The 20931-nt window shown below is 64.3% G+C and carries 16 protein-coding genes; 12 read left to right on the top strand and 4 right to left on the bottom strand.

Going from position 1 to position 20931, the window contains the following annotated elements; genetic code table 11:
* The first annotated feature begins 32 nt into the window (after window positions 1-32).
* A complete protein-coding gene (locus tag ACVWVY_RS07765) occupies window positions 33-2114 on the top strand; it encodes an AsmA family protein (RefSeq protein WP_456625817.1) in 2082 nt (693 codons plus the stop codon).
* Window positions 2115-2337: 223 nt separating this feature from the next.
* Window positions 2338-4782 carry an adenylate/guanylate cyclase domain-containing protein gene (locus tag ACVWVY_RS07760; protein WP_456625816.1) on the top strand — a complete coding sequence of 815 codons (2445 nt, stop codon included), beginning with the start codon at window positions 2338-2340 and terminating at the stop codon, window positions 4780-4782.
* Window positions 4783-4930: 148 nt separating this feature from the next.
* Here the strand turns inward: ACVWVY_RS07760 and ACVWVY_RS07755 are convergent, their stop codons facing one another.
* The 3 genes from ACVWVY_RS07755 to ACVWVY_RS07745 form a co-directional block, all read right to left on the bottom strand.
* Window positions 4931-5197 carry a DUF1127 domain-containing protein gene (locus tag ACVWVY_RS07755; RefSeq protein ID WP_456625815.1) on the bottom strand — a complete coding sequence of 89 codons (267 nt, stop codon included), beginning with the start codon at window positions 5195-5197 and terminating at the stop codon, window positions 4931-4933.
* 201 nt (window positions 5198-5398) lie between these two features.
* Entirely contained in the window at window positions 5399-5626 is a 228-nt protein-coding gene (locus ACVWVY_RS07750; protein WP_334391390.1) for a tautomerase family protein, read from the bottom strand.
* A gap of 140 nt (window positions 5627-5766) precedes the next feature.
* Window positions 5767-7347 (bottom strand): winged helix-turn-helix domain-containing tetratricopeptide repeat protein, encoded by a 1581-nt coding sequence (locus tag ACVWVY_RS07745; protein ID WP_456625814.1) that lies wholly within the window; start codon window positions 7345-7347, stop codon window positions 5767-5769.
* A gap of 348 nt (window positions 7348-7695) precedes the next feature.
* Between ACVWVY_RS07745 and ACVWVY_RS07740 the strand changes: the two genes are divergently transcribed.
* The 3 genes from ACVWVY_RS07740 to ACVWVY_RS07730 all read left to right on the top strand — a co-directional run bounded on the left by ACVWVY_RS07740 (window position 7696) and on the right by ACVWVY_RS07730 (window position 10485).
* A complete protein-coding gene (locus tag ACVWVY_RS07740; protein WP_456625813.1) occupies window positions 7696-8556 on the top strand; it encodes a class I SAM-dependent methyltransferase in 861 nt (286 codons plus the stop codon).
* An 81-nt stretch (window positions 8557-8637) separates the two neighbouring features.
* Window positions 8638-9519 carry an alpha/beta fold hydrolase gene (locus ACVWVY_RS07735; protein WP_456625812.1) on the top strand — a complete coding sequence of 294 codons (882 nt, stop codon included), beginning with the start codon at window positions 8638-8640 and terminating at the stop codon, window positions 9517-9519.
* A gap of 72 nt (window positions 9520-9591) precedes the next feature.
* A complete protein-coding gene (locus ACVWVY_RS07730; RefSeq protein WP_456625811.1) occupies window positions 9592-10485 on the top strand; it encodes an efflux RND transporter periplasmic adaptor subunit in 894 nt (297 codons plus the stop codon).
* Between the two features lie 90 nt (window positions 10486-10575).
* Here the strand turns inward: ACVWVY_RS07730 and ACVWVY_RS07725 are convergent, their stop codons facing one another.
* Entirely contained in the window at window positions 10576-11415 is an 840-nt protein-coding gene (locus tag ACVWVY_RS07725) for a caspase family protein (RefSeq protein WP_456625810.1), read from the bottom strand.
* 375 nt (window positions 11416-11790) lie between these two features.
* Between ACVWVY_RS07725 and ACVWVY_RS07720 the strand changes: the two genes are divergently transcribed.
* The 7 genes from ACVWVY_RS07720 (at window position 11791) to ACVWVY_RS07690 (ending at window position 20922) form a co-directional block, all read left to right on the top strand.
* Window positions 11791-13518: a hypothetical protein gene (locus ACVWVY_RS07720; protein ID WP_456625809.1), complete on the top strand. Its 1728-nt coding sequence runs from the start codon at window positions 11791-11793 to the stop codon at window positions 13516-13518.
* A gap of 221 nt (window positions 13519-13739) precedes the next feature.
* The gene (locus ACVWVY_RS07715; protein WP_456632138.1) at window positions 13740-14471 is read left to right on the top strand and encodes a thermonuclease family protein; all 732 of its coding nucleotides are present in this window, start codon (window positions 13740-13742) and stop codon (window positions 14469-14471) included.
* A gap of 54 nt (window positions 14472-14525) precedes the next feature.
* A complete protein-coding gene (locus ACVWVY_RS07710) occupies window positions 14526-15362 on the top strand; it encodes an LssY C-terminal domain-containing protein (RefSeq protein ID WP_456625808.1) in 837 nt (278 codons plus the stop codon).
* Between the two features lie 151 nt (window positions 15363-15513).
* Window positions 15514-16698: a pyridoxal-phosphate-dependent aminotransferase family protein gene (locus tag ACVWVY_RS07705; RefSeq protein ID WP_456625807.1), complete on the top strand. Its 1185-nt coding sequence runs from the start codon at window positions 15514-15516 to the stop codon at window positions 16696-16698.
* Between the two features lie 196 nt (window positions 16699-16894).
* Window positions 16895-17956, top strand: a complete 1062-nt coding sequence (locus ACVWVY_RS07700) for an ABC transporter ATP-binding protein (protein ID WP_456625806.1) — start codon at window positions 16895-16897, stop codon at window positions 17954-17956.
* A 24-nt stretch (window positions 17957-17980) separates the two neighbouring features.
* The gene (locus ACVWVY_RS07695; protein ID WP_456625805.1) at window positions 17981-19048 is read left to right on the top strand and encodes an extracellular solute-binding protein; all 1068 of its coding nucleotides are present in this window, start codon (window positions 17981-17983) and stop codon (window positions 19046-19048) included.
* 155 nt (window positions 19049-19203) lie between these two features.
* A complete protein-coding gene (locus ACVWVY_RS07690) occupies window positions 19204-20922 on the top strand; it encodes an ABC transporter permease (RefSeq protein ID WP_456632137.1) in 1719 nt (572 codons plus the stop codon).
* Window positions 20923-20931 lie beyond the last annotated feature (9 nt).

The raw sequence follows: 20931 nt of genomic DNA, 5'->3' as shown, positions 1-20931 counted from the left end.
TAAGTGCCGTTTGCGCGGTCTGGAATGTCGATATGAAAGCACTGAAAATTGCCGGCGCCGTCATCGCAGCCGTGATCGTCGTCATCGCGCTGCTGCTGGTGATCGGCATCCCGTCGGGCTTCCTGACGGCGCAGATCCAGGAGCGGGTCGAGCGGGAAACCGGCTACAAGCTCGCCATCAATGGCGGCGCCAGGATCGGCCTGTGGCCATCGCTCAACATCACGCTGAACGATGTCACGCTGCAGAATCCGAAGGACCGCGAAATCAACCGCCACTTCGCGGCCGCTAGCATCGAGGCGGACGTGACGCTCGCCAGCCTGTGGGCCGGCAAGCCGCATATCACTGAGCTCGCGATCATACGCCCGGTGGCGAATTTGCCGCTGCGGCGCGAGCGCGACAGGGAGGTCATTCCTCCGTCGAAGCCCACTGCCGGCAAGGCGACCGATGCCTTTTCGATCGAACATATCAGCGTCACCGGCGGCACCATCGTGCTCTCCAACCTGCGCGACCGCGTCGAGCGCCGGTTCGAGACCGTCAACGCCGACGTCACCATCGATTCCGACCGCAAGGTCGTGCTAACAGGCGGCGCCCGCAGGGACGGCCATCCGCTGAAATTCGAGCTCAAGGCGACGCTGCCTGCAGCCCCGATCGAGCGGCAGAATATCCCGGCCGAGATCAAGATCGACGCGCCCGACCTGTTGCCCGCCCCGCTCACGGCCAAGGCCGAAGCCCGCCTCAACGGCTCCGTCGTCATGATCAACGGCGTCACCGGCGCGCTCGGCGATGCCGCGTTCAATGGCTGGGCCTCGGTCGATCTGTCGAGCAAGCCGCTGGTGAAGCTCGACCTCGATTTCCAGAAGCTCGCGGTCGCGACGACGCGCAGCACCGTTAGTTCCGCAGGCCAGCCCTGGAGCAGTGCGACGATCGACGTCAACGGCCTCAATTATATCGACCTGCAGGTGCGCATTTCCGCGGCCGAGCTCAAGATCGGCGACGCGCGTTTCATCCCCGCAGCGATCGATGCCACGCTCGCAAGCGGCGTCCTGAAGGCGCAGGTTTCCAACCTCGGCGCCTACGAAGGCAACGCCACTGGCGATCTGATCGTCGACGTCTCCACCGTCAATCCTACCTATGCGATGCGGGCCGACCTCACCGGCGTGCGCGCGCTGCCGCTGCTGGACGGCATCGCCGACTTCAACGGGATCGACGGTAAGATGCAGGCGAAGGTCAGCGTGCGCTCCGCAGGCACCAGCCAGCGCGCGATCATGTCGAACATGGCCGGCACCGCCTTCGTCGTATTTCAGGACGGCGCCATCAAGGGGCTCAACGTCGCGCAGATGATCCGCTCGCTGACGGCGAGCACGTTGTCCGGCTGGCAGGCGAGCGAGGAGAAGGCGACCGACCTTTCGCAATTGTCGGCGTCGTTCAAGATCGACAAGGGTCAGGCGCAGACCACCGATCTCAATCTGGTCGGCCCGCTGGTCAAGATGACCGGCGCGGGCACCATCGATCTCGGCACCAAACAGATCGGGTTCCGCGTCGAGCCGAAACTGGTGATGACCACCGAAGGCCAGGGCCGCGCCAGCGATCCGGTCGGGCTCGGCATCCCCGTGATGATCTCCGGCCCGTGGGGAAGCCCGCGGATCTATCCGGAGATGCAGGGCATCCTCGACAATCCCGACGGCGCCTATGCCAAGCTGAAGGAGATGGGCAAGGGCCTGTTCGGCGAGAAGGGCGCGGGCATCGGGGCGGCAATCGGCAGCCTGCTCGGCGGACAGAAGGGGACGGACGGCGGACAGCAAGGCGGGGCCGGTGGATCGGCTGGAGCCCAGCCGGGCAGTCCGCTCGGCGGCCAGCTCGGCGAGACCATCGGCAATCTCCTGCAGCAGGGCTTGGGCGGCCTCGGTCAGAACCAAGGCCAGAGCGGCAGCCGACCGAGCGGCCAGCGCAGCATCCCGAGCCGCACCTCGCCCGCCGAGGCGCCGACCCAAGCCACGCCGGCTGATGACGTTCCGGCCGCCGAGCCCGCGCCTCCCGCGCCGCCGAGCGAAACGACCGCCCAACAGGACAGTCAGCCGATGAACGACGTCTTGCGGCAGCTTTTCAACCGCTGAGGCCGCCCCCCTCTCCCCGCCAGCGGGGCGAGGTTAAGCAAGCCCGGGCATGACGAATCTCCGGTGATTCCCGCCTATAATTGGTGCTCAACCATGTGGGCGGACCCACAATCCCTGCCCCCAATTCGTGCTAGACAGGCCTTGATACCGGGGCTGCCGAGACAGGCCGGCACCAGTGAAATGCCGATGCGCGCGCGCGAGGCCGTGGCGCACGAGGGTCCGGATGAACGAGGTCAGGGACAGAATAGGGTTTCTGCGCGAAGGGCTGTTCGCCAAATATGTCGTCGCCCTGGTCGGCCTTGTCGTGTTCGTGCTGGCGGTCAACGGCGCGATCGAGACCTGGATCACCTATCGCGGCATCAAGAGATCGCTCAACGACGGCATGAGCGAGAAGGCGGAGGCGACCGCCAAGCGGATCCAGCAATCGCTGTCGGACCTCGAGCGGCAGATTTCCTGGGTGACGCGGGCCTCCTCCGACACGCGCGACAGGCGCCGCGACGATTACGGGCAATTGCTGCGGCAGGTGCCGCAGGTCAGCCAGCTCTCGCTGCTCAACGCCCAGGGCCGCGAACAGCTCCGCATGACGCGCCAGACCGTCACGCTCGACAGCAACGCCGATTTTTCCCGCGACGTCAGGCTGACCGAGACGCTCTCGCGCGGCACCTCTTTTGCGCCGGCCTACGTCCGCGGCGAGCGGCCGTTCACGTCGATCACGCTGCCGCATGCCGATGGTAGCATCACCATCGCCCAGATCGACCTCGACTTCCTGTCGGAATTTTTGATCGACGCCCAGGTCGGCAAGGTGGCGTTTGCCTATGTCACCGACGCCAGGGGCGACGTCCTCGCCGCCTCCTCGACCGGGCCCGAGGTTGGCAAGAACCTGTCAAAGCTGCCGCAGGTCCAAGCCGTCAGCAAGCCGGGCGGCGTGGCGCCGGCATCGGGCAAGGATGCCAGGGGCAACGCCGTGCTGACGACGTCGAGCCTGGTGCCAAAACTCGGCTGGCACGTGTTCTTCGAACAGGAGACGGCGCAGGCGCTGACGCCGATCCGCGATCAACTGGTGCGGATCGCGCTTTTGATCGGGCTCGGCCTCGTGGTCGCGATCATCGCCGGCACCATCATGGCGCGGCGGATGCTGGTGCCGATCACGGCGCTGCAGGCCGGCGCGCGGCGGCTCGGCGCCGGCGATTTCGGTCATCGCATCGAGGTGAAGACCTCCGACGAGCTGGAGGAGCTCGCCAACCAGTTCAACGGCATGGCCGGGCAGCTGGCCGAGACCTATTCGAACCTCGAATCCAAGGTGAAGGAACGGACGCGGGATCTGGCGCAATCGATCAACGAGCTCAAGGTGCTCGAGGAAGTCGGCCGCGCGGTCGCCTCCTCGCTCGACCTCAACGCCGTGCTGCCTACGATCGCCGCGCGGGCGCTGGAAATCACCCATGCCGACGCGGTGCTGATCTATGGCTATGACGCCGGCAATCACCAGTTCAACCTGACCGAAGCGATCGGCATCGACGAGGCCGCCGAAGGCCGCCACCGCGCCATCGACGCCGACAACTCGCCGCTCGGCGAGGCCGCAACCAGCGGCGAGCCGATCGCGATAACCGATCTCGGCGCCGCGCCTGATCATCCGTTGCGCGATGTCGTGATCGCGGCCGGTTTCCACGCGGTGCTGGTCGTGCCCTTGGTCGACCAGACCGGCATTTTGGGATCGCTGGTGGTGCTGCGACGGAACGCGGGCGAATTCTCCGCCAATCTGATCGGGCTGATGAAGACCTTTGCGCACCAGGCGGTGCTGGCGATGCGCAATGCGCGGCTGTTCACCGAGGTGGACCACAAGAGTCGCGAGCTTCAGACGGCGCACAACACGGTGCGCCAGCAGGCCGACAAGCTGCAGGAGCAGACCGACCAGCTGAAGGACTGGAACAAGTCGCTGGAGGAGCGCGTCGAGACGCAGCTGGGTGAGATCGAGCGCATCCGGCGGCTGGAGCGCTTCCTGGCGCCGCAGGTGGCGCAACTGATCGCTTCCTCCGACGGCCATGAGGGCTTGCTCGACAGCCACCGCCGCGAGGTCACTGTCGTGTTCTGCGATCTGCGCGGTTTCACAGCGTTCACCGAGACGACCGAGCCCGAGGAGGCGATGAATGTGCTGCGTGAATATCACGCAGCCCTCGGCGAATTGATTTTCAAGTATGAAGGCACGCTCGACCGCTATGCCGGCGACGGCGTGATGATCCTGTTCAACGCGCCGATCCAGTTCGACGACCACACCGCGCGCGCCGTTCGGATGGCGGTCGAGATGCGCGACACCATCGGCGGGCTGACCGACAAGTGGCGCAACCGCGGCCACAATCTCGGCTTCGGCATCGGCATCGCGCTGGGCTACGCCACGCTCGGCCAGATCGGTTTCGAGCAGCGGCTGGAATACGCCGCGATCGGCAGCGTCACCAATCTGGCGTCGCGGCTATGCGACGAAGCCAAGGCCAACCAGATCGTGGTGTCCCGGCGCGTCTACGGCATGGTCGAGCCGTGGGTCGAGGGCAAGCCGATCGACGATCTGAATCTGAAGGGATTCAATCATCCGATTCTGGCCGCGGAGATTTTGAGCTGGCGCGAGGAAGTCGACAACGTTGTGGATGCCGCGGCGCGGATGAAGAAAAAATCCTAGTTTTGTAGGGTGGGCAAAGCCAACGGCTCCGCCCGTTTGTCAAACACCCCTAGCTCAACCCGTCATCCTGCTGAAACGCGCGAAGCGCGTCTCGAAGGACGACGGCCCGACTGCGGCCGATCTACTGACAACAGGCCGCACCCACCCGTCAGTGCCAGCCGGGCTGCTGCATTCGCGCGCGCATTTGCGCCAATTCTTCGAGCCTGCTCTCGATCTCGGAGCGGGTCATCGCGAGATCCTGGAGCTGGCGGTCGTCGAGCCTGTGCAGGGCGACGCGCGCGGCGTGACGCTCGTGGCGGGCGATCACCGCCGCGAGGAAGCGGTTGACGAGACGGCGCAGGCGCGCCAGCCAGATTGCAGTTCGCCAGGCAAATGGCCTGGTGGCGGACGTCGGAATGGTGGTCAGTATCGTCATGGCTATTTTCTTTCAAAGCGTAGCCGGAAGCCGGTGAGCTTGCCGGCACCCTTTCTATCGAAGGCCTGCTGCCAGCATGGTGTCAGCAGGCTTCAGCGCGGCGATGAGCACCGGACACGGCTGCGTGAACGATCAAGATAAGGAAGCGCCGCGCCGCACCGTTGGCAGGACCGGCCCGCTGGCGATGCAAGGCGCCGCGCGTCAGGCCACCTTGCGGCCGGCCGCGAGATCCTTGACGGCTTCCGTGGTCAACGACTGACCGCCGATGCCCCAATCGCCGCTTGCGACTTCGGAAATCTTGACCCAGGTGACGCCGCGCATGGCCTCGCCTTCGATCGACACCATGGCGTCGGTGAGCTTGCTGATCATCTGGCGCTTCTGCTCGGCATTGAACACGTTCTCGATGACGTGAACCTCTATCAACGGCATGTCGTTCTCCTTGATGCTTGCCTCGCGAAAGCGAGGGCAGCATCAACATGCCCGTGACAGCCGGCGAAGACTTTCAGACAGCTATGATTTGTCGTCCAGTTCAGCTTGAGATATCGCCGCGCGAGCTATTGCGGTCTCAATTATTTCAAGCCCGCGCGCCGAAACCCTTCCAGGTAATGCGCCTTGTCCGCCTCGTGCTCGAACGGCAATCCGGTCGCCAGCCAGGCGAGCGAGATGTTGGGCTGGGCGCGGCAGAGGCCCTCGAGGGCCGTTTTGGCGGCCTCGGTGCCGCCGGCCATGCCGAGGGCGGCCGTCAGCACGCGGTGGGCGCCGACAAAATCGGCGCGCTGCCGCAGCGCTTCGCGCGACAGCCGGATCGCCTCCGCGTAATTCTTGCCGACATACTGGCAATAGGCGGCGACGCCGCAATAGATCGCGGCAAAGGGATCGCGCGGTGAGAATTTCAGCGCCTCGCGCGCGGCGCGATCGCCCTCCTCCCAGCGCCCGCGATAGGACAGCGCAACGCCGTAAATGCCGCGCGCGGGCGAGAAATTGGGATTGAGCCGCAGCGCCAGTTCGAATTCGGCGATGCAATCATCAAAACGCTCCTGGAACAGATAGACGCTGGCGAGTGCATAGTGCGCCCACGCGTCCTCGCTGTCGGCCCGGATCGCCGCCAGCGCCGCGCGTTCCGCGACCGGAATGACCTGGGACAATTCCTGCCAGCCCATATGGGCGCTGAACGTATGGCAGGCAGCCAGCAGGCTGAGCGCCTGGCCGTAACCGGGATCGACAGCGATCGCCTTTTCCAGAAGCGCCTGCGCCACCAGATTGTCCTGCCGCGTCACGCGCCAGTAATGCGATAGCGCGCGCATCACCAGATCCCACGCATCCATGTTGTCAGGCGCCTTGCGCCGGGCCCGGAAATCCTCGGCGGCGTAGAGTTGCGGCTCGATCGCCGCGACGACGGCCTGGGTGATCTCGTCCTGCACGGCGAAAACGTCGGCGAGATTACGGTCGTAGCGCTCCGCCCAGAGGTGACTGCCGGTGGCCACGTCGACGAGCTGGGCGGTGATGCGCACATGGTCGCCGTCCTTGCGCACGCTGCCTTCCACGACGTAGCCGACGCCGAGCTCTTCGCCGATCTGCTGGTGGTGGACGGATTTCTGCTTGTAGATGAACGAGGAATTCCGCGCGATCACATAGAACCAGCGCAGCTTCGACAGCGCGGTAATGATGTCCTCGCTGATGCCTTCCGAAAAATATTCCTGTTCCGGCTCGCCGGAGAGATTGGCAAACGGCAGCACCGCGATCGCGGTGCGATCAAGCGCCGGGAGCGGCGGATGCAGCGGCTCGCCCGTGGGATCGAGCGGCTGGAGCGCACCTGTGCGCGCTTCGCCACCGCTCGCAGCTTTCGGCTGCACGTCGCCGACGAAGCGAAAACCTTTTCGCGCCAGGGTGCGGATCATCATCTGATCCTTGCCGCTGTCGCCGACCGCCCTGCGCGCGGCGTTGATCCGGCTCGTCAACGTGGATTCGGAGACGATGCGGCCATCCCACACCGCCTCGATCAGATCGTCCTTGGTGACGACGTGGTCGCGGTTTTCGACCAGGTGAACCAGCAGATCGAACACCTGCGGCTCGACCGCCACACTCTCGCCGCCGCGGGTCAGCTCACGAAGGTCGACATCAAGCACATGGTTGGAAAAGTGAAATTGCACGGCTTCATCCCGGTTAAATCATCAGAGCTCATTTCGTCCCGGTACGCGATTTCCGGTCATTTTGTTTGTCCCGCACTTCTTGTCTGAGCATGACCTCCGGGCAAACACTTCGCGCTTGTCCCGAGGGAAAACCGGTGTCCACTTTTCCGGATCATGCTCCTGTCAAAGGTAGAGCGAATTTACCGTCAGGAATGTGTGAGAAATCTCACAAAAAAGAAATCTCACTGAAAAATCAGGATGGTCTCAAGGCAAAATCAGCCCGGCATCAGAGTCTTTAGGTCCGCCCAAGGCCATGTTCGGTTCATCGCGGCCCCATTCCGTGGCTGCATAACACCGGAGGAGACACCGATGGCCGCCCAGACCGCGACCGCAGCGACCCAGACCCAAGCCGGTTCCGCCCCACTCACCCCGGACCTTGCCGCCCTCAAGACGCGTCAACAGGCCGCATGGTCGTCAGGCAATTACGCGATCGTCGGCGCGACGCTCCAGATCGTCGGCGAGGAACTCTGCGAGGCGCTCGATATCAAGGCCGGCTCAAAGGTGCTCGATGTCGCCGCCGGCAATGGCATGGCGAGCCTTGCCGCAGCACGGCGGTGGTGCGACGTCACCTCGACCGACTACGTGCCGGCGTTGCTGGAACGCGGCCAGGCGCGTGCCGCGGCGGAAGGCATGCAAATCGAATTCAGGGAAGCCGACGCGGAAAACCTGCCGTTCAGCGACAATAGCTTCGACACGGTGCTCTCCACCTTCGGCGTCATGTTCACACCGAACCAGGACCGCGCGGCGGCCGAGCTGATGCGGGTCTGTAGACCTAAGGGCCAGATCGGCCTGGCGAACTGGACGCCGGAAGGTTTTATCGGGCAGGTCTTCAAGACGCTCGGCAAATATCTGCCGCCCCCCGCTGGGGCCAAATCGCCGGCGCTGTGGGGAACAAGCGCGCGGCTGACCGAAATGTTCGACGCCGGGGCGCGCTCGATCAGAGCGGAATCGCGCCTGTTCAAGTTCCGCTATCGCTCGCCGTCGCACTTCCTCGACGTATTCAAGACCTATTACGGGCCGGTGCTGAAAGCGTTCGCAGCCCTCGACCCCGTGAAACAGGAAGAACTGCATAACGACCTGCATGCCCTGATCGTTCGGATGAACAGGTCCGGCGACAGCACGATGGTCGTCCCCAGCGAATATCTCGAGGTCGTCATCACCAAGCGGTGAAACCTCGCTCCAGAAAATTCCAGCGGGGCCATTCGCATGGCTCCGCTGCTGGCGTCCCATGCACAAACCAGGAATTTTCCGATGACGAATGTGATTGAGATTTCGCGCGCAGCGCGCGGCAAGGAGCGCGACAAGGCTTGCGTCGTGGCGCTGCATTGCTCGCTCGGCTCGGGCCGCCAATGGAAGGCGCTCGGAGATGAGCTCGGGCGCAGCCATCGGTTCTTCGCCCCTGACATCTCGGGCTATGGCGCCAATGGATGCGCGCTGGACCTGCCACTGACGCTTGCTGAAGAAGTCCGAGCCTTGAGCGGCACGCTTAACGACGCGGAGGGACCGATCCATCTCGTCGGCCATTCCTACGGCGGCGCGATAGCGTTCAAGATCGCGACCTGTTCGGCGTTCGCGCATCGCCTGCGCAGCCTGACGCTGATCGAGCCGGTGCTGCCGACGCTGCTGCGCGAGAGTGACGCGGACCGAAGGCTTCACGGGCGCTTCGCAGAGGTCGCGAATGAGGTTTCCGAAGACATCTGGAATGGATCGGTGCTCGAGGCGATCGACAAGTTCACGGCGTTCTGGAACGGGTCCGGTCCGCAGGATCCGCTGCCGGCCAGCGCGCGCCTTCGCATGATCGAGCGCGCGCACAAACTCGCCTTCGATTTCTCGGCGGCGTTCGCCGAAGAGAATGTCACGATTGCCGCAGCCTCGCTTCGCGTTCCGACGCTGCTGTTTTCAGGCGGGCTGTCACCCTATCTTACCCAACGCATCGTGCAGCGGCTCGGCGCAATCATGGACGACGCCGAAATCCAGCATTTGCCGGCCGCCGGCCACATGCTGCCGCTCACCCATGCCTCATCAATCAATCCCGCGATCGTGCGGCATATCGCCCGCGCAGACGAACTGGCCGGCGTTTCGCTGGCGGGAGAGCCCGCGCCGGCGGAGGCCGTCAGCATGGCGGAGGAGTGACATTCTTGGCGCTTGGCTCTGCTATCGGCCTTCTGGTAACGGTGAAGGCCGAAAAACGGGAACGAAATGCCGATGACCATCCGCGCGCGCGACCTTTCGCCCAAGCTGGCCCCCCTGATCGCAGCGGGGATGTTCTGCCTTTGCATCTTCCCCGCCCGCGCCGCCGACGATGAAGCCCCGGCCAAGGGCGCCGCCGTCACCGTGCTCAAGGCCGCAAAGGCCTGTTTCGCCAATATCGTCGAAGTCTCCGGCACCGTCATTCCGCGCGAGGAGAACCAGGTGCGGCCCGAACGGATGGGGCTGAAGGTTTCCGAGGTGATGGTGGATGCGGGCGACAGCGTTACCGCAGGCCAGGTGCTGGCGCGGCTGAGCCTCCCGGAGGGCGGGCAGATCACGGTGCAGGCGCCGGTGGGCGGGGTGATCTCGGCCTCGACGGCGTCCGTCGGCGCGATGGCGTCGGCCAAGGGCGAGGCGCTGTTCTCGATCATCGCGCGCGGCGAGTTCGACCTGGTCGGCATGGTGCCGACGCGCGACATTCAAAAGCTCGCCGTCAACCAGACCGCGCGGATCAAGATAATCGGCGCCGGCGAGGTCGACGGCAAAGTGCGGCGGCTGTCGACCACCGTCGAGCCGAACAGCCAGCTCGCGCAGGTGTTCCTCGGCGTTACCACCAATCGCCGCCTGCTCGTCAATTCCTCAGGCCGCGCGCAGATCAAGACCGGGCAGAGCTGCGGCGTCTCGGTGCCGCTCACCGCCATCCTCTACGGCTCCGCCGGCACCGTGGTGCAGGTGGTGCGGCGCGCGCGCGTCGAAACGCGGCGGGTGGAGACGGGGCTGATGTCGGCCGGACAGGTCGAGATCACCTCGGGGCTGGCGGAAGGCGATATCGTGGTGGCGCGCGCCGGCGCGCTATTGCGTGAAGGCGATCCGGTGCGGGCGGTGACGGCGAGCGCTGATCCGAAGTAGGCGAACGGCGGCAGTACAGCGGACGCGATAAAAAAAGCCCCGGCGTCGGCCGGGGCTTTTTTGTTTGAATGCCGTGTCTGATGGCTGCCCTTACCCGCCGATGCGGACGTCTTCCAGGAGCGACGACGACACCTGCGGCACCTGCTCGCCGTCGGAGGCGCGGGAGACGGAGATGCGGGTCTTGTTGAAGGCGGTGGCGGCGCCGGATTGCGAATCCAAATTGTTCAAGAGCTCGGTCACCAGCACGCTGTACTGGCCCTTGCCGTCATCGGCGACCTTGCCCGGCGTTGCCGAGGTCAGGATCAGCGCGTTTTCCGGCGCGGAGATCGGGGCAAGGCCATGGGAATAGGAGCGGAAGCGGCGCTCATAGGGGTTGCGGCGGGAGGCGTCGACGACGACGAGCTTGGCCTTGGCGCCCTTCTCGGTCATCGCGTCCAGCACCTGTTCGATCGAGACGCCGTCGCGGCGGACGTCGGCTTCCTTCCAGATCGCGGCGTCGACCGGGACCATGAAGCTTTCGCGGCCGACCTGGACGCCATAGCCGCCGAAGAACAGCATCGCCACGGTATCCTTGTTGATCTTGGCCTTCAGCCGGACGATGGCGCGGGCCATGTCGTCCTTGGTGGCGTCCTCGACCACATCGACGTCAAAACCCTTGGCGCGCAGCGCCGCGGTGAGGCCGCGGGCATCGTTGATGGGCTGGGCGAGCGGCGCGGAAGCATCCGGGTAATGGCCGTTGCCGATCACGAGCGCAACGCGGCTGGCGGACCCGCCGATCGAGCCGGTCTGTTCGGTCCCGATCGCCTTGGCGGCGTCCAGCGAGCGCTTGTTCAACGCGGCATGGGCGCCGATCGCCAGCGACACCAGGCCAACGAAAGCCACGGCAATGGTGACGGTGCGGCGGGAGATGCGGAGCTGACCGAGGTTCATCGCGTTACCAATCCCAAGTTTGTCCAAAGGCGCCGAGCAAAACCGCGCCAGTTAGTCGCGTGAGGACCGTTCAGGTTTGAAGGGGTTGCAGGGTATGTGCCGTCGAATTGCGCTCAATTTGCGGCACCGCAACAACCGGGCTTTTAGCCTGCTGGCCCTCCCCGAACAACCTCATTTGACGCATGGACCCCCAGAGCTGCAGATACCGGTGGATAGTTAATTTCACTTAAGTGATCCACATCACATTTGTGTTTTTCGCAGATTTGGCTAGTTTTCAATGGCTTGCGGGCCCGATCCGGCCGGCGGTGGCCGCCTTGAGCTATTCGACATGCTCAACGCGGCCCTCCCCTCACCGTTCCGGCGGAAAGAAACTGCATGGGCTTCCAAACCATCGCCGGCGCCGCATTTCGGTCGCTGACCGCGCGGAAAGACGGCCCCTCGCTGTACGACGTATGCGATCCCGTGCTGCTGAAATACCGCGGCGGCGACCCCCATCTCGGCAAGTTCTATCGGACGGCACTGGGCAATCCGGCGCTGCGGCCGCTGCTGCGGCGGACCGGGCTACCCGCGCTGCGGGACGAGAAGCGGCTTGGCGCGCTGCAGGAGGCGCTGCGGCGGGCGCGCGACGAGGCCGATCCGGACTGGGCCGCAGTCGGCGCCCCGATCGCCGAGCTGATGGCCGATATCGGGGTGAATCACCCCTCCCCGCAGTCGGTGGCGGCAAATGGCCGCGCTCCTGACGGAAGCGAAATCGACCGGGTGATCCGCCGCTGCGGCGCCCATCTGCTGGGCTCGTTTGCCAAAAACGGCTTCATCCCGACCTATGCCGCCTTCAACCTGATCGGCGACCCCGACATGGGCGGGCGCGAAATGCTGATGGCGCTGACCGGGCTGAACTCACGCGGCTACAAGAACTCGACACTCCTGTTCAGCCTGGCGCGGATATTTATCGCCCATTCGCCGGCCCGCGCGCTGATCAACCCGCCCTGGACGGGGATCGCCGAGCCGATGTGGCAGCCGATGCAGATCCGCCACCGCTCGGCCTATTACGACGCCTTCTTCACCGAGGCGCTGCTGAGCTTCATCGAAACCGGGCTGGTGTCCGCGGACCAGGCCGCGGCGTCGCGGCGGGCGATTTCGGAGATGGTGGATTTCTGCCTGAAGACCTCAGCCGAGGAAGTGTCCTCGCATGACGGCTCCACGGCGCGTGTGATCACGGCGCTGGCGCCGCTGCCGCATCCGCGCTTCTCGCGCTTCTTCGCCCAGATCAAGCAGGATCTGGGTTTTGGCATCTACGTGCCGGACTGCGACACCACCGCGTGCTCGTTCTCGGCGGCGACCCAGGCCGGTTCGACCGATCCGATCCTCGACCAGCCGCTCCTGGATTTCTACCGCGGCTATCAGGTGCGCGAGGGCGCCAACGAGCCGCGCGTCACCGTGCCCTTGAACGACAACATCGATTACGAGGGCGGCGTCGTCACCTGGATCGACAATCTCGCTGGCGACCGGCCCTACGGCAACGACCTCGATCCCACCCTCAATCTCGATATTCTCGAAGTCTCGTTCCGCAACCTTTCGCGCTGGAAGATCCTGGAGACGCCTGCGCGGCTGGAGACGGTGCATCGCATCCTGGGCTTCCAGCGGCGGCTGGTGGAAAGCGGCGCGTTCAAGAACCCGCGCTCGCACATCTATTATCTGCCGGAACTCTACTCCGCCTATTTCGGCCGCTGCCATGCCGCGTTCATGGCGTTGCCCGATGCGGCGCGGCGGGCGATCGATCCGGACGGCACGTTCGCGTTCATCCGCAGGCATGTGTTGGCCTATGTCGAAGGAGAATTGATCGCGCGCGAGATGAACGCGTTCGACGCTGCGCTGGCGCTGATGGCGCTGGCGCATCTCGGCGCCGACGTTTCGACGTTTGCGCCGGCGCTCAACTGCATCATCGCCCAGCTCGGCGAAGGCGGCAGGCATGGGCCGTACAAGGCCTATGAATGGAACAAGATGAAGACGCCGACGCGGATTCTGGTCGGCGGGCCCGAGGTGACGTCGGCGTTCGTGCTGATGGGATTGGCGCTGGCAAGAAGGGCGATGGTGAAGTCGTAGGGTGGGCAAAGCGAAGCGTGCCCACCCTCAATAGTGATGAGCGCGGATCGATGGTGGTCACGGCGCAAGAGCGCCTTGCCCAGCCTGCGATTCCGGCGCTTGCGGACGCACCGCGCAATGACAGGAAGTTGAAAGCGATGCGACGCTACGGCTCTGGCAAGGCGGACCCTTTGTCCGCACAATCCGCCGAATTGTTGCGCACCATTCCGCTGGGACTGCCGATGAATTTATGGAAATTGCTGTCCGCTGTCCTGCTGCTGTCGCTCCCCGCCGTGGCGCAAGCGGCCGACATCACCGGCGTCCCGAAAATCCGCGAAGGCGATCATCTCCAGATCGGCAACAACCGCATTCGTTTGGGCGGCATCGACGCGCCGGCCGTCGATCAGCTCTGCCTCAACACCAACGGCGAGCGCTGGACCTGCGGCGCCGCGGCGCGCGACGAACTGATCAAACGCTTCGGCGGCAAGAGCTGGACCTGTCACACCCGGTCGGTAACGGATCGCCGCGGCCGCACCGTGGCGCGCTGCGAGGCCGACGGCGAGGACATTCAGAAGTGGCTGGTGTCGAACGGCTGGGCGCTGGCGCTGACGCGAATCTCGCGCGACTACGAGGCGGATGAAAAAGCGGCGCGCGAGGCCAAGGCCGGGATGTGGCAGGGCGCATTCATCGCGCCATGGGACTGGCGCGTCCGCAACAAGAAGACCGCCATTCTCGGCGCGGTCAAGCCGCCGGAAAATGCCAAATCGATCCTGCTGGCATCGGCTTCGGGACCGGTGGCGCCCTCGCCCGACTGCACCATCAAGGGCAACGTCAACCGATCCGGCGAATGCATCTATCATCAGCCGACGAGCCGCTGGTATGCGAAGATCGAGATGAAGATCTCAAAGGGCACGCGCTGGTTCTGCTCGGTCGACGAAGCCGAAGCCGCCGGCTGCCGCGAGACGCGGCGGTAGCGCCACAGCCCAGACGTGCTACCCTTCGGCGCCCGACATCGTGGAGCGCTGGATGTGACCGACACCAATGGCGCGCAATCCCCGGTCAAGCCGAAGCGTTCGCGGTGGAAGCGCGCGGCCTGGATCTTGCTGCTCGTTGTCATCGTCTATGGCGCCATCGCCTATCTGGCACTGCCGTTGTTCTGGACCCATTACGAGCATCAAAAAGGCCTCGCCCAATTGCCTATGGTGACGCGGACCGGCCAGGACATTCCCGGCGATCCCATCAATGTCGGGCTGGTCGGCGACACCAAAGACGTGATCTGCGCGATGCACGCGGCCGGCTGGTATCCGGCCGATCCGATCACGCTGAAATCATCGATCGAGATCGTCGGCAGCGTGCTGCTCGATCGGCCGTACAAGGACGCGCCGGTCAGCAATCTCTATTATCTCGGTCGCCGCGAGGATCTCGCCTATGAAAAGCCGATCGGGGCCAGCGCCGATCGCCGCAATCACGTGCGGTTCTGGAAGGTGCTCGACCAAGGCGAGGAAAAGCGCCCAGTCTGGCTCGGCTCGGCGACGGAAGATCGCGGCGTCGGCGTCAGCAAATACACTGCAGCCGTTACGCACCACATCAGCCCCGATCTCGATGCCGAACGCGCGATACTTGCGACTGATCTGGAAAACGCCGGCATGGTCGAGGCGAAATATCAGGTCACCGGCATCGGGCCGACGATTGCGGGCCATAATGGCGGCGGCGACCTCTATTACACCGACGGCGAAATCTGGGTGCTGCGGCTGGTCGAGGCCTGCAAAAAACGCGAGGGACCTGCGGTGACGATCCCGAGCCCGCCGGCGACCGAGCTGAAGGATCAGATCTGGCGTGCGATCGCCAATGCGGTGGGGAAATAGCTTGCGCAGGCACCACTGCGGAGCGGAGCAATGAGAGCAATCGGTTTTTGCAGCTTGGGATTGCTTCGCTGCGCTCGCAATGACGGCTGCGATAGCCTAATATCAGTATGACACCGAGATTGAATCTCCTGCCGACAAGGAAAAGCAAAAAATGACCGTTCGCGCGGGCCGGGAATTTCTGGCCATCCCGGGACCCACCACCATGCCCGACGAAGTGCTGCAGGCGATGCATCGCCCGGCGCTCGATATCTATTCCGAACAGATGCTGGAATTGACCGATAGCCTGCTCGCCGATCTGTCGAAAATGTTCGCCACCAAGGGCCAATCCTACATCTACATCGCCAACGGCCATGGCGCATGGGAAGCCACGCTGTCCAACGTGCTGTCGCGCGGCGACAAGCTGCTGGTGCTGGAAAGCGGACGCTTTGCGATCGGCTGGGGTCAGGCGGCCGCCGCGATGGGCGTCGAGGTGGAGGTGCTCAGGGGCGACTGGCGCCGCGCAATCCGTCCCGCCGAAGTCGAGGCGCGGCTGAAGCAGGACAAGGATCACAGCATCAAGGCGATCGTCGCGGTGCAGGTCGATACGGCGTCAGGCGCCTATAACGACATCGAAGCGATCGGCAAGGCGATCAAATCAACGGGACATCCGGCGCTGTTCATGGTCGACACCGTGGCCTCGCTCGGTTGCATGCCGTTCGAGATGGACAAATGGGGCATCGATGTCGCGATGTCCGGATCGCAGAAGGGCCTGATGACGCCGCCGGGCCTCGGCTTCGTCGCCGCCAACGACCGCGCCCGCGAAGTGCACAGACGCGCCAACCTGCGCACGCCCTATTGGGACTGGACCGAGCGCGAAGGCGCCGAGCACTACCGCAAATATGCCGGCACCGCGCCGGTGCATCTGCTGTTCGCGCTGCGCAAGGCGATCGACATGCTCCATGTCGAGGGACTTGAAAACGCCTTTCTGCGTCACCGCCTGCTCGCCGAAGCGGTGCGCCGCGCGGTGGCGGCGTGGTCCGAGGGCCAGGTGCTCGGCTTCAACATCTCCGAAGCCAATGAGCGTTCCAACACCGTGACGACGGTGACGATGAACGGCTTTGATCCGGCCGCGCTGCAGCGCTACTGCAAGGAGAAATGTGGCGTGGTGCTGGGCACCGGGATCGGCGACCTCTCCGGCCAGGCGTTTCGCATCGCCCATATGGGCCATGTCAACGCGCCGATGGTTTTGGGTACGCTGGGCGTGATCGAGGTCGGACTCAACGCGCTGAATATCCCCCACGGCAAGGGCGGAACCGAGGCCGCGATCGAATATCTCGGCGAGAACGTGGGGGCGTAATGGTTACGCACCGCTACGTTACCGGTTAGTCGTCGTCCCTGCGCCCGTGCGCAATTGCGCACTAGGCAGGGACGACAACGTCACCAATCATTCCCTGCCGGCGCTCCAACTCCCTTTCCCATCCTGTTTTTGTCCGTATACTGGCATACCAAGCCGGGCGCTGATCCGTGCACGAACAAGAGTGGGAGTGAGGCGATTGGCGTCCGTTGATTTGCGCGGCCTGACCAAGCGATTTGGCTCGCTTGCGGTGGTCGATAACGTCTCATTGAAAATCGACCATGGACAACTGGTCTGCCTGCTCGGCCCATCCGGCTGCGGCAAGACCACGACACTGCGGCTGATCGCGGGTTTCCTCGAACCTTCCGACGGCGAGATCCATGTCGGCGAGCGGCTGGTATCCTCGAAGGCGCGCACGCTGCCGCCCGAGCAGCGCAGCATGTCGATGATCTTCCAGAGCTACGCGCTGTGGCCGCACATGACGGTGACGGAAAACATCGTCTACGGCCTGCGGCTGCGCAAACTCGACCGCGACACCATTGCGAAGAAACTGGCGGCGATTCTTGCCACCACCAAGCTCGAGGCGCTGGCGCAGCGCTATCCCGGCGAACTCTCCGGCGGGCAGCAGCAGCGCGTGGCGCTGGCGCGCGCGCTGATCGTCGAGCCGGAGACGCTGCTGCTCGACGAGCCGCTGTCCAACCTCGATGCCAATCTGCGCGAGGAGATGCGGTTCGAAATCCGCCGCCTGCACGACGAATATCGCTACACCACGGTCTATGTCACCCACGACCAGTCCGAGGCCATGACCACGGCCGACCTGATCGCGGTCATGAATGGCGGCCGGATCGACCAGCTCGGCACGCCCGAAGACATCTACGCGCGCCCCGAGTCCGAATTCGTCGCCCGCTTTATCGGCGCCAGCAATGTCATCAAGGGAACCGCGCTCGATGCCAACCATGTCGCCTTTGCGGGCGCGACGTTGAGAGTGGTCGGCGCGCCGCTCACATCGGGCCAAAGCGCCGTGGTTGCGATCCGACAGCATGATGTCGGGCTTTCGACGCAGCCGCCGGCTTCATCCGAGAATGCGATCAGGGCGGTCGTCACGCGGCAGGTCTATCTCGGCGCCGCGCGAGACTACATGGTCGAGGTGGCCGACGGCACCAGTTTGCGCGCCACCACGCCGACCGAAACCAGCGTGCAAAGGGGCGGCGAGGTATGGCTGACGCTGCCACCCGAGCGCTGCCGGGCGCTGGGCCGGTAAAACAAGAAGAAACGGGAGGACGCGATGAAGCGGCGAAGACTTTCGAGACGCGACATCCTTCAAGGCGCGGCCACGCTTGCCACTGGCGCCGTGTTCGCCGCTTCCGTTCGCGCCCAGGCACCGGAGCCGGCCGCGATCACGCCGGCGCTGGTGGAAGCGGCGAAGAAGGAAGGCAAACTGATCCTGTACTCGTCGATGGACCTGCCGGTCGGCGAAAAGCTCGGCAAGGCGTTCGAGGCCGCCTATCCCGGCGTCACCGTACAGATCGAACGCTCCGGCTCGGAGCGATTGTTCCAGCGGATCGACCAGGAGTTCGGGTCCGGCATCCGCGCAGCCGATGTGATCAACACCTCGGATGCGTCGCACGTCATCACCTGGAAGCGGAACAAATGGTTGGCGCCATTTGTATCGGAAGATATGGCCCGGCATTTTCTTCCTGAGTATCGCGACCCCGACGGCATGTCCGCCACCTCGCGGATCTATTTGTCGTCGATGGCCTACAACACCAATCTGGTAAAGCCCGAAGACGCACCGAAGAGCTTTGCCGATCTGCTTGATCCCAAATGGTCAGGCAAAATGGTCAAGGGCCACCCGGCCTATAGTGGCACCATCATGACCGCGACCTTCCAGCTGGTCCGTGAACTGGGCTGGGATTATCTGGAGAAGCTGTCGAAACAGCGGGTAATGCAGGTGCAGTCGTCGACCGATCCGCCAAAGAAGTTGTCGCTCGGCGAGCGCGCGGTGATGGCCGACGGCAATGAATACGGCGTCGTGCTGCTGAAGGAAGCCGGCCAACCGGTTGAGCCGATCTATCCGGCCGAAGGCGCGCCAACGATCTCGGGGCCGACAGCCATCTTTGCGTCAGCGCCGCATCCAAATGCCGCGCGGCTGTTCCAGGCCTGGCTGCACACCCGCGAGACGCAACAATTCTTCACCGACTTCACTGCACAATATTCGGTTCACGCGCAGGTGCAATCGAAGCCGGGGCGCCGCAAGATTTCGGACATCAAATTGATGAAGGAAGATGCAGTGGGCGTGGAGAAGATGGCCGAAGAGATCAAGACGCGCTATGCGCGGCTGTTCAGGGTTTGACCTATTTCCTCATGGTGAGGAGGCGCAAAGCGCCGTCTCCGGACGATGCTTTGCATCGCCGGGAGAACCATGAGGCCCCGCTGGTGCCATTCATCCTTCGAGACGCCGCTAAAGCGGCTCCTCAGGATGAGGGAAACATCTGACTCGTGGATCAAATGACCGTCACCATCACCACCGCCGACACCCCGAAATCCCGCATCGATCTCACCCGCCCTGTCCTGTGGCTGTTCGCGGCCTTCATGATCGTGCTGATCGTGCTGCCGATGTCGTGGCTGGCGGTGTTCGCTTTCACGGACAAGGCACGGCATCCGACGCTGCAGAATTTCGTCACGCTGTTCACCGACCCTGCCTTTCTCGATCCCCTGCTGACGACCGCGATCATCGCCACCACCTCGGCGGTGATCTGCTGCCTTGTCGCAGCCCCGATCGGCTGGCTGGTGTCGCGCACCGACATGCCGGGACGGCAGACCATCCGCGCGCTGGTGACGGCTTCCTTTGTCACGCCGCCGTTTCTCGGCGCGGTCGCCTGGGAATTGCTGGCGGCGCCGAACAGCGGCCTGCTGAACCAGCTCTATCGTCATCTCACCGGCGCCGAAGATCCCCTGTTCGACATCTATTCGCTGACTGGGCTGATCTTCGTGATCTCCTGCTACACCTTCCCGTTCGTCTTCGTGCTGGTCGCCAACGCGCTCGACAACATGCCGGGCGAGTTGGAGGACGCATCCGCCATTCTCGGCGGCAAGGCATGGACCACGGCGCGGCGCGTCACGATCCCCCTGGCGCTGCCCGCGCTGGTCGCCGGCGCCTTGATCGCGTTCCTGCAGGCGATGACGCTGTTCGGATCGCCTGCGATCCTGGCGCTGCCGGCCGGCTTCCACACCATGACGACGAAAATCTGGAGCCTGTTCCAGTATCCGCCAAAGCTCGAACTTGCCGCGGCCGCCGCCGTGCCGCTGCTGCTGCTGACGATCCTGCTGCTGCAGGGCCAAAAATTCCTGCTCGGCCGTCGCGGCTTTTCGGTCGTCGGCGGCAAATACGGCGCGCCGCGTCAGGTCGAGATGAAGGGCTGGCGCTGGGCGGCGCTGGCATTCTGCCTCATCGTGCTGCTCAATCCGGTGTTCCTGCCCTATTTCGCGCTGCTCAATGCGGCGTTTTCGCCGAACGCCACCACGCTGGTGACGCCGTCGACGGCGACGCTGCACAACATCGTTTTCGTCTTCACCGAATTGTCGTCGACCCAGCTCGCGCTGAAAAACACCGTGATCCTGGGTGCATCGACGGCGACTATCGGCACGATCCTCGCCCTCGTCGTCGCCTATGTCACGACCCGCCGCGTGATCGCGAGCCACCGCATCCTCGGCTTTCTCGCGACCGCGCCGGTCGCGGTACCCGGCATCGTGCTCGGCGTCGGGCTGTTCCTGAGCTACACCCGGCCGCCCTTCGTGCTCTACGGCACGCTGTGGATTCTGCTGCTGGCGTTCCTCACCATCAATCTCCCGTCGGCCTACCAGCAATTGCAGGCAGCGTTCGCGACCATTCATCCCGAGCTGGAAGACGCCAGCCGCATCCTCGGCGCGACGCGGCTGCAGGCGCTGTGGCAGATCACCGCGCCACTATTGCGCACCGGCGTGATCGCGACCTGGTGCTTCATATTCATCGGCGTGATGCGCGAACTATCCGCCGCGATCGTGCTGTTCACCTCGCAGACCAAGGTGCTGTCGGTTTTGATTTACGACCTCAACGAAAGCGGCGACCTCGCCGCCATTTCGGTGCTGGGTATCGCCATGCTGGTGATCACGTTCGCGGTGGTGCTGGCGGTGAACCGGATCCCGGTGTTCGGCGGCGGCGCTGCTGCGAGGTTGCGGAACAGTTAGCCGGTCGAC

The organism is Bradyrhizobium sp. URHC0002 (genome assembly GCF_054059515.1).
Note: the sequence above shows the minus strand (reverse complement) of the source record. Positions and strands in the feature narration are given on the sequence as shown.

Coding starts and splice junctions, on each gene's coding strand:
- ACVWVY_RS07740 (WP_456625813.1), top strand. CDS start 7,696: ATGGCCGCCCAGACCGCGACCGCAGCGACCCAGACCCAAGCCGGTTCC.
- ACVWVY_RS07750 (WP_334391390.1), bottom strand. CDS start 5,626: ATGCCGTTGATAGAGGTTCACGTCATCGAGAACGTGTTCAATGCCGAG.
- ACVWVY_RS07725 (WP_456625810.1), bottom strand. CDS start 11,415: ATGAACCTCGGTCAGCTCCGCATCTCCCGCCGCACCGTCACCATTGCC.
- ACVWVY_RS07730 (WP_456625811.1), top strand. CDS start 9,592: ATGACCATCCGCGCGCGCGACCTTTCGCCCAAGCTGGCCCCCCTGATC.
- ACVWVY_RS07765 (WP_456625817.1), top strand. CDS start 33: ATGAAAGCACTGAAAATTGCCGGCGCCGTCATCGCAGCCGTGATCGTC.
- ACVWVY_RS07705 (WP_456625807.1), top strand. CDS start 15,514: ATGACCGTTCGCGCGGGCCGGGAATTTCTGGCCATCCCGGGACCCACC.
- ACVWVY_RS07760 (WP_456625816.1), top strand. CDS start 2,338: ATGAACGAGGTCAGGGACAGAATAGGGTTTCTGCGCGAAGGGCTGTTC.
- ACVWVY_RS07735 (WP_456625812.1), top strand. CDS start 8,638: ATGACGAATGTGATTGAGATTTCGCGCGCAGCGCGCGGCAAGGAGCGC.
- ACVWVY_RS07715 (WP_456632138.1), top strand. CDS start 13,740: ATGAATTTATGGAAATTGCTGTCCGCTGTCCTGCTGCTGTCGCTCCCC.
- ACVWVY_RS07695 (WP_456625805.1), top strand. CDS start 17,981: ATGAAGCGGCGAAGACTTTCGAGACGCGACATCCTTCAAGGCGCGGCC.
- ACVWVY_RS07755 (WP_456625815.1), bottom strand. CDS start 5,197: ATGACGATACTGACCACCATTCCGACGTCCGCCACCAGGCCATTTGCC.
- ACVWVY_RS07690 (WP_456632137.1), top strand. CDS start 19,204: ATGACCGTCACCATCACCACCGCCGACACCCCGAAATCCCGCATCGAT.
- ACVWVY_RS07720 (WP_456625809.1), top strand. CDS start 11,791: ATGGGCTTCCAAACCATCGCCGGCGCCGCATTTCGGTCGCTGACCGCG.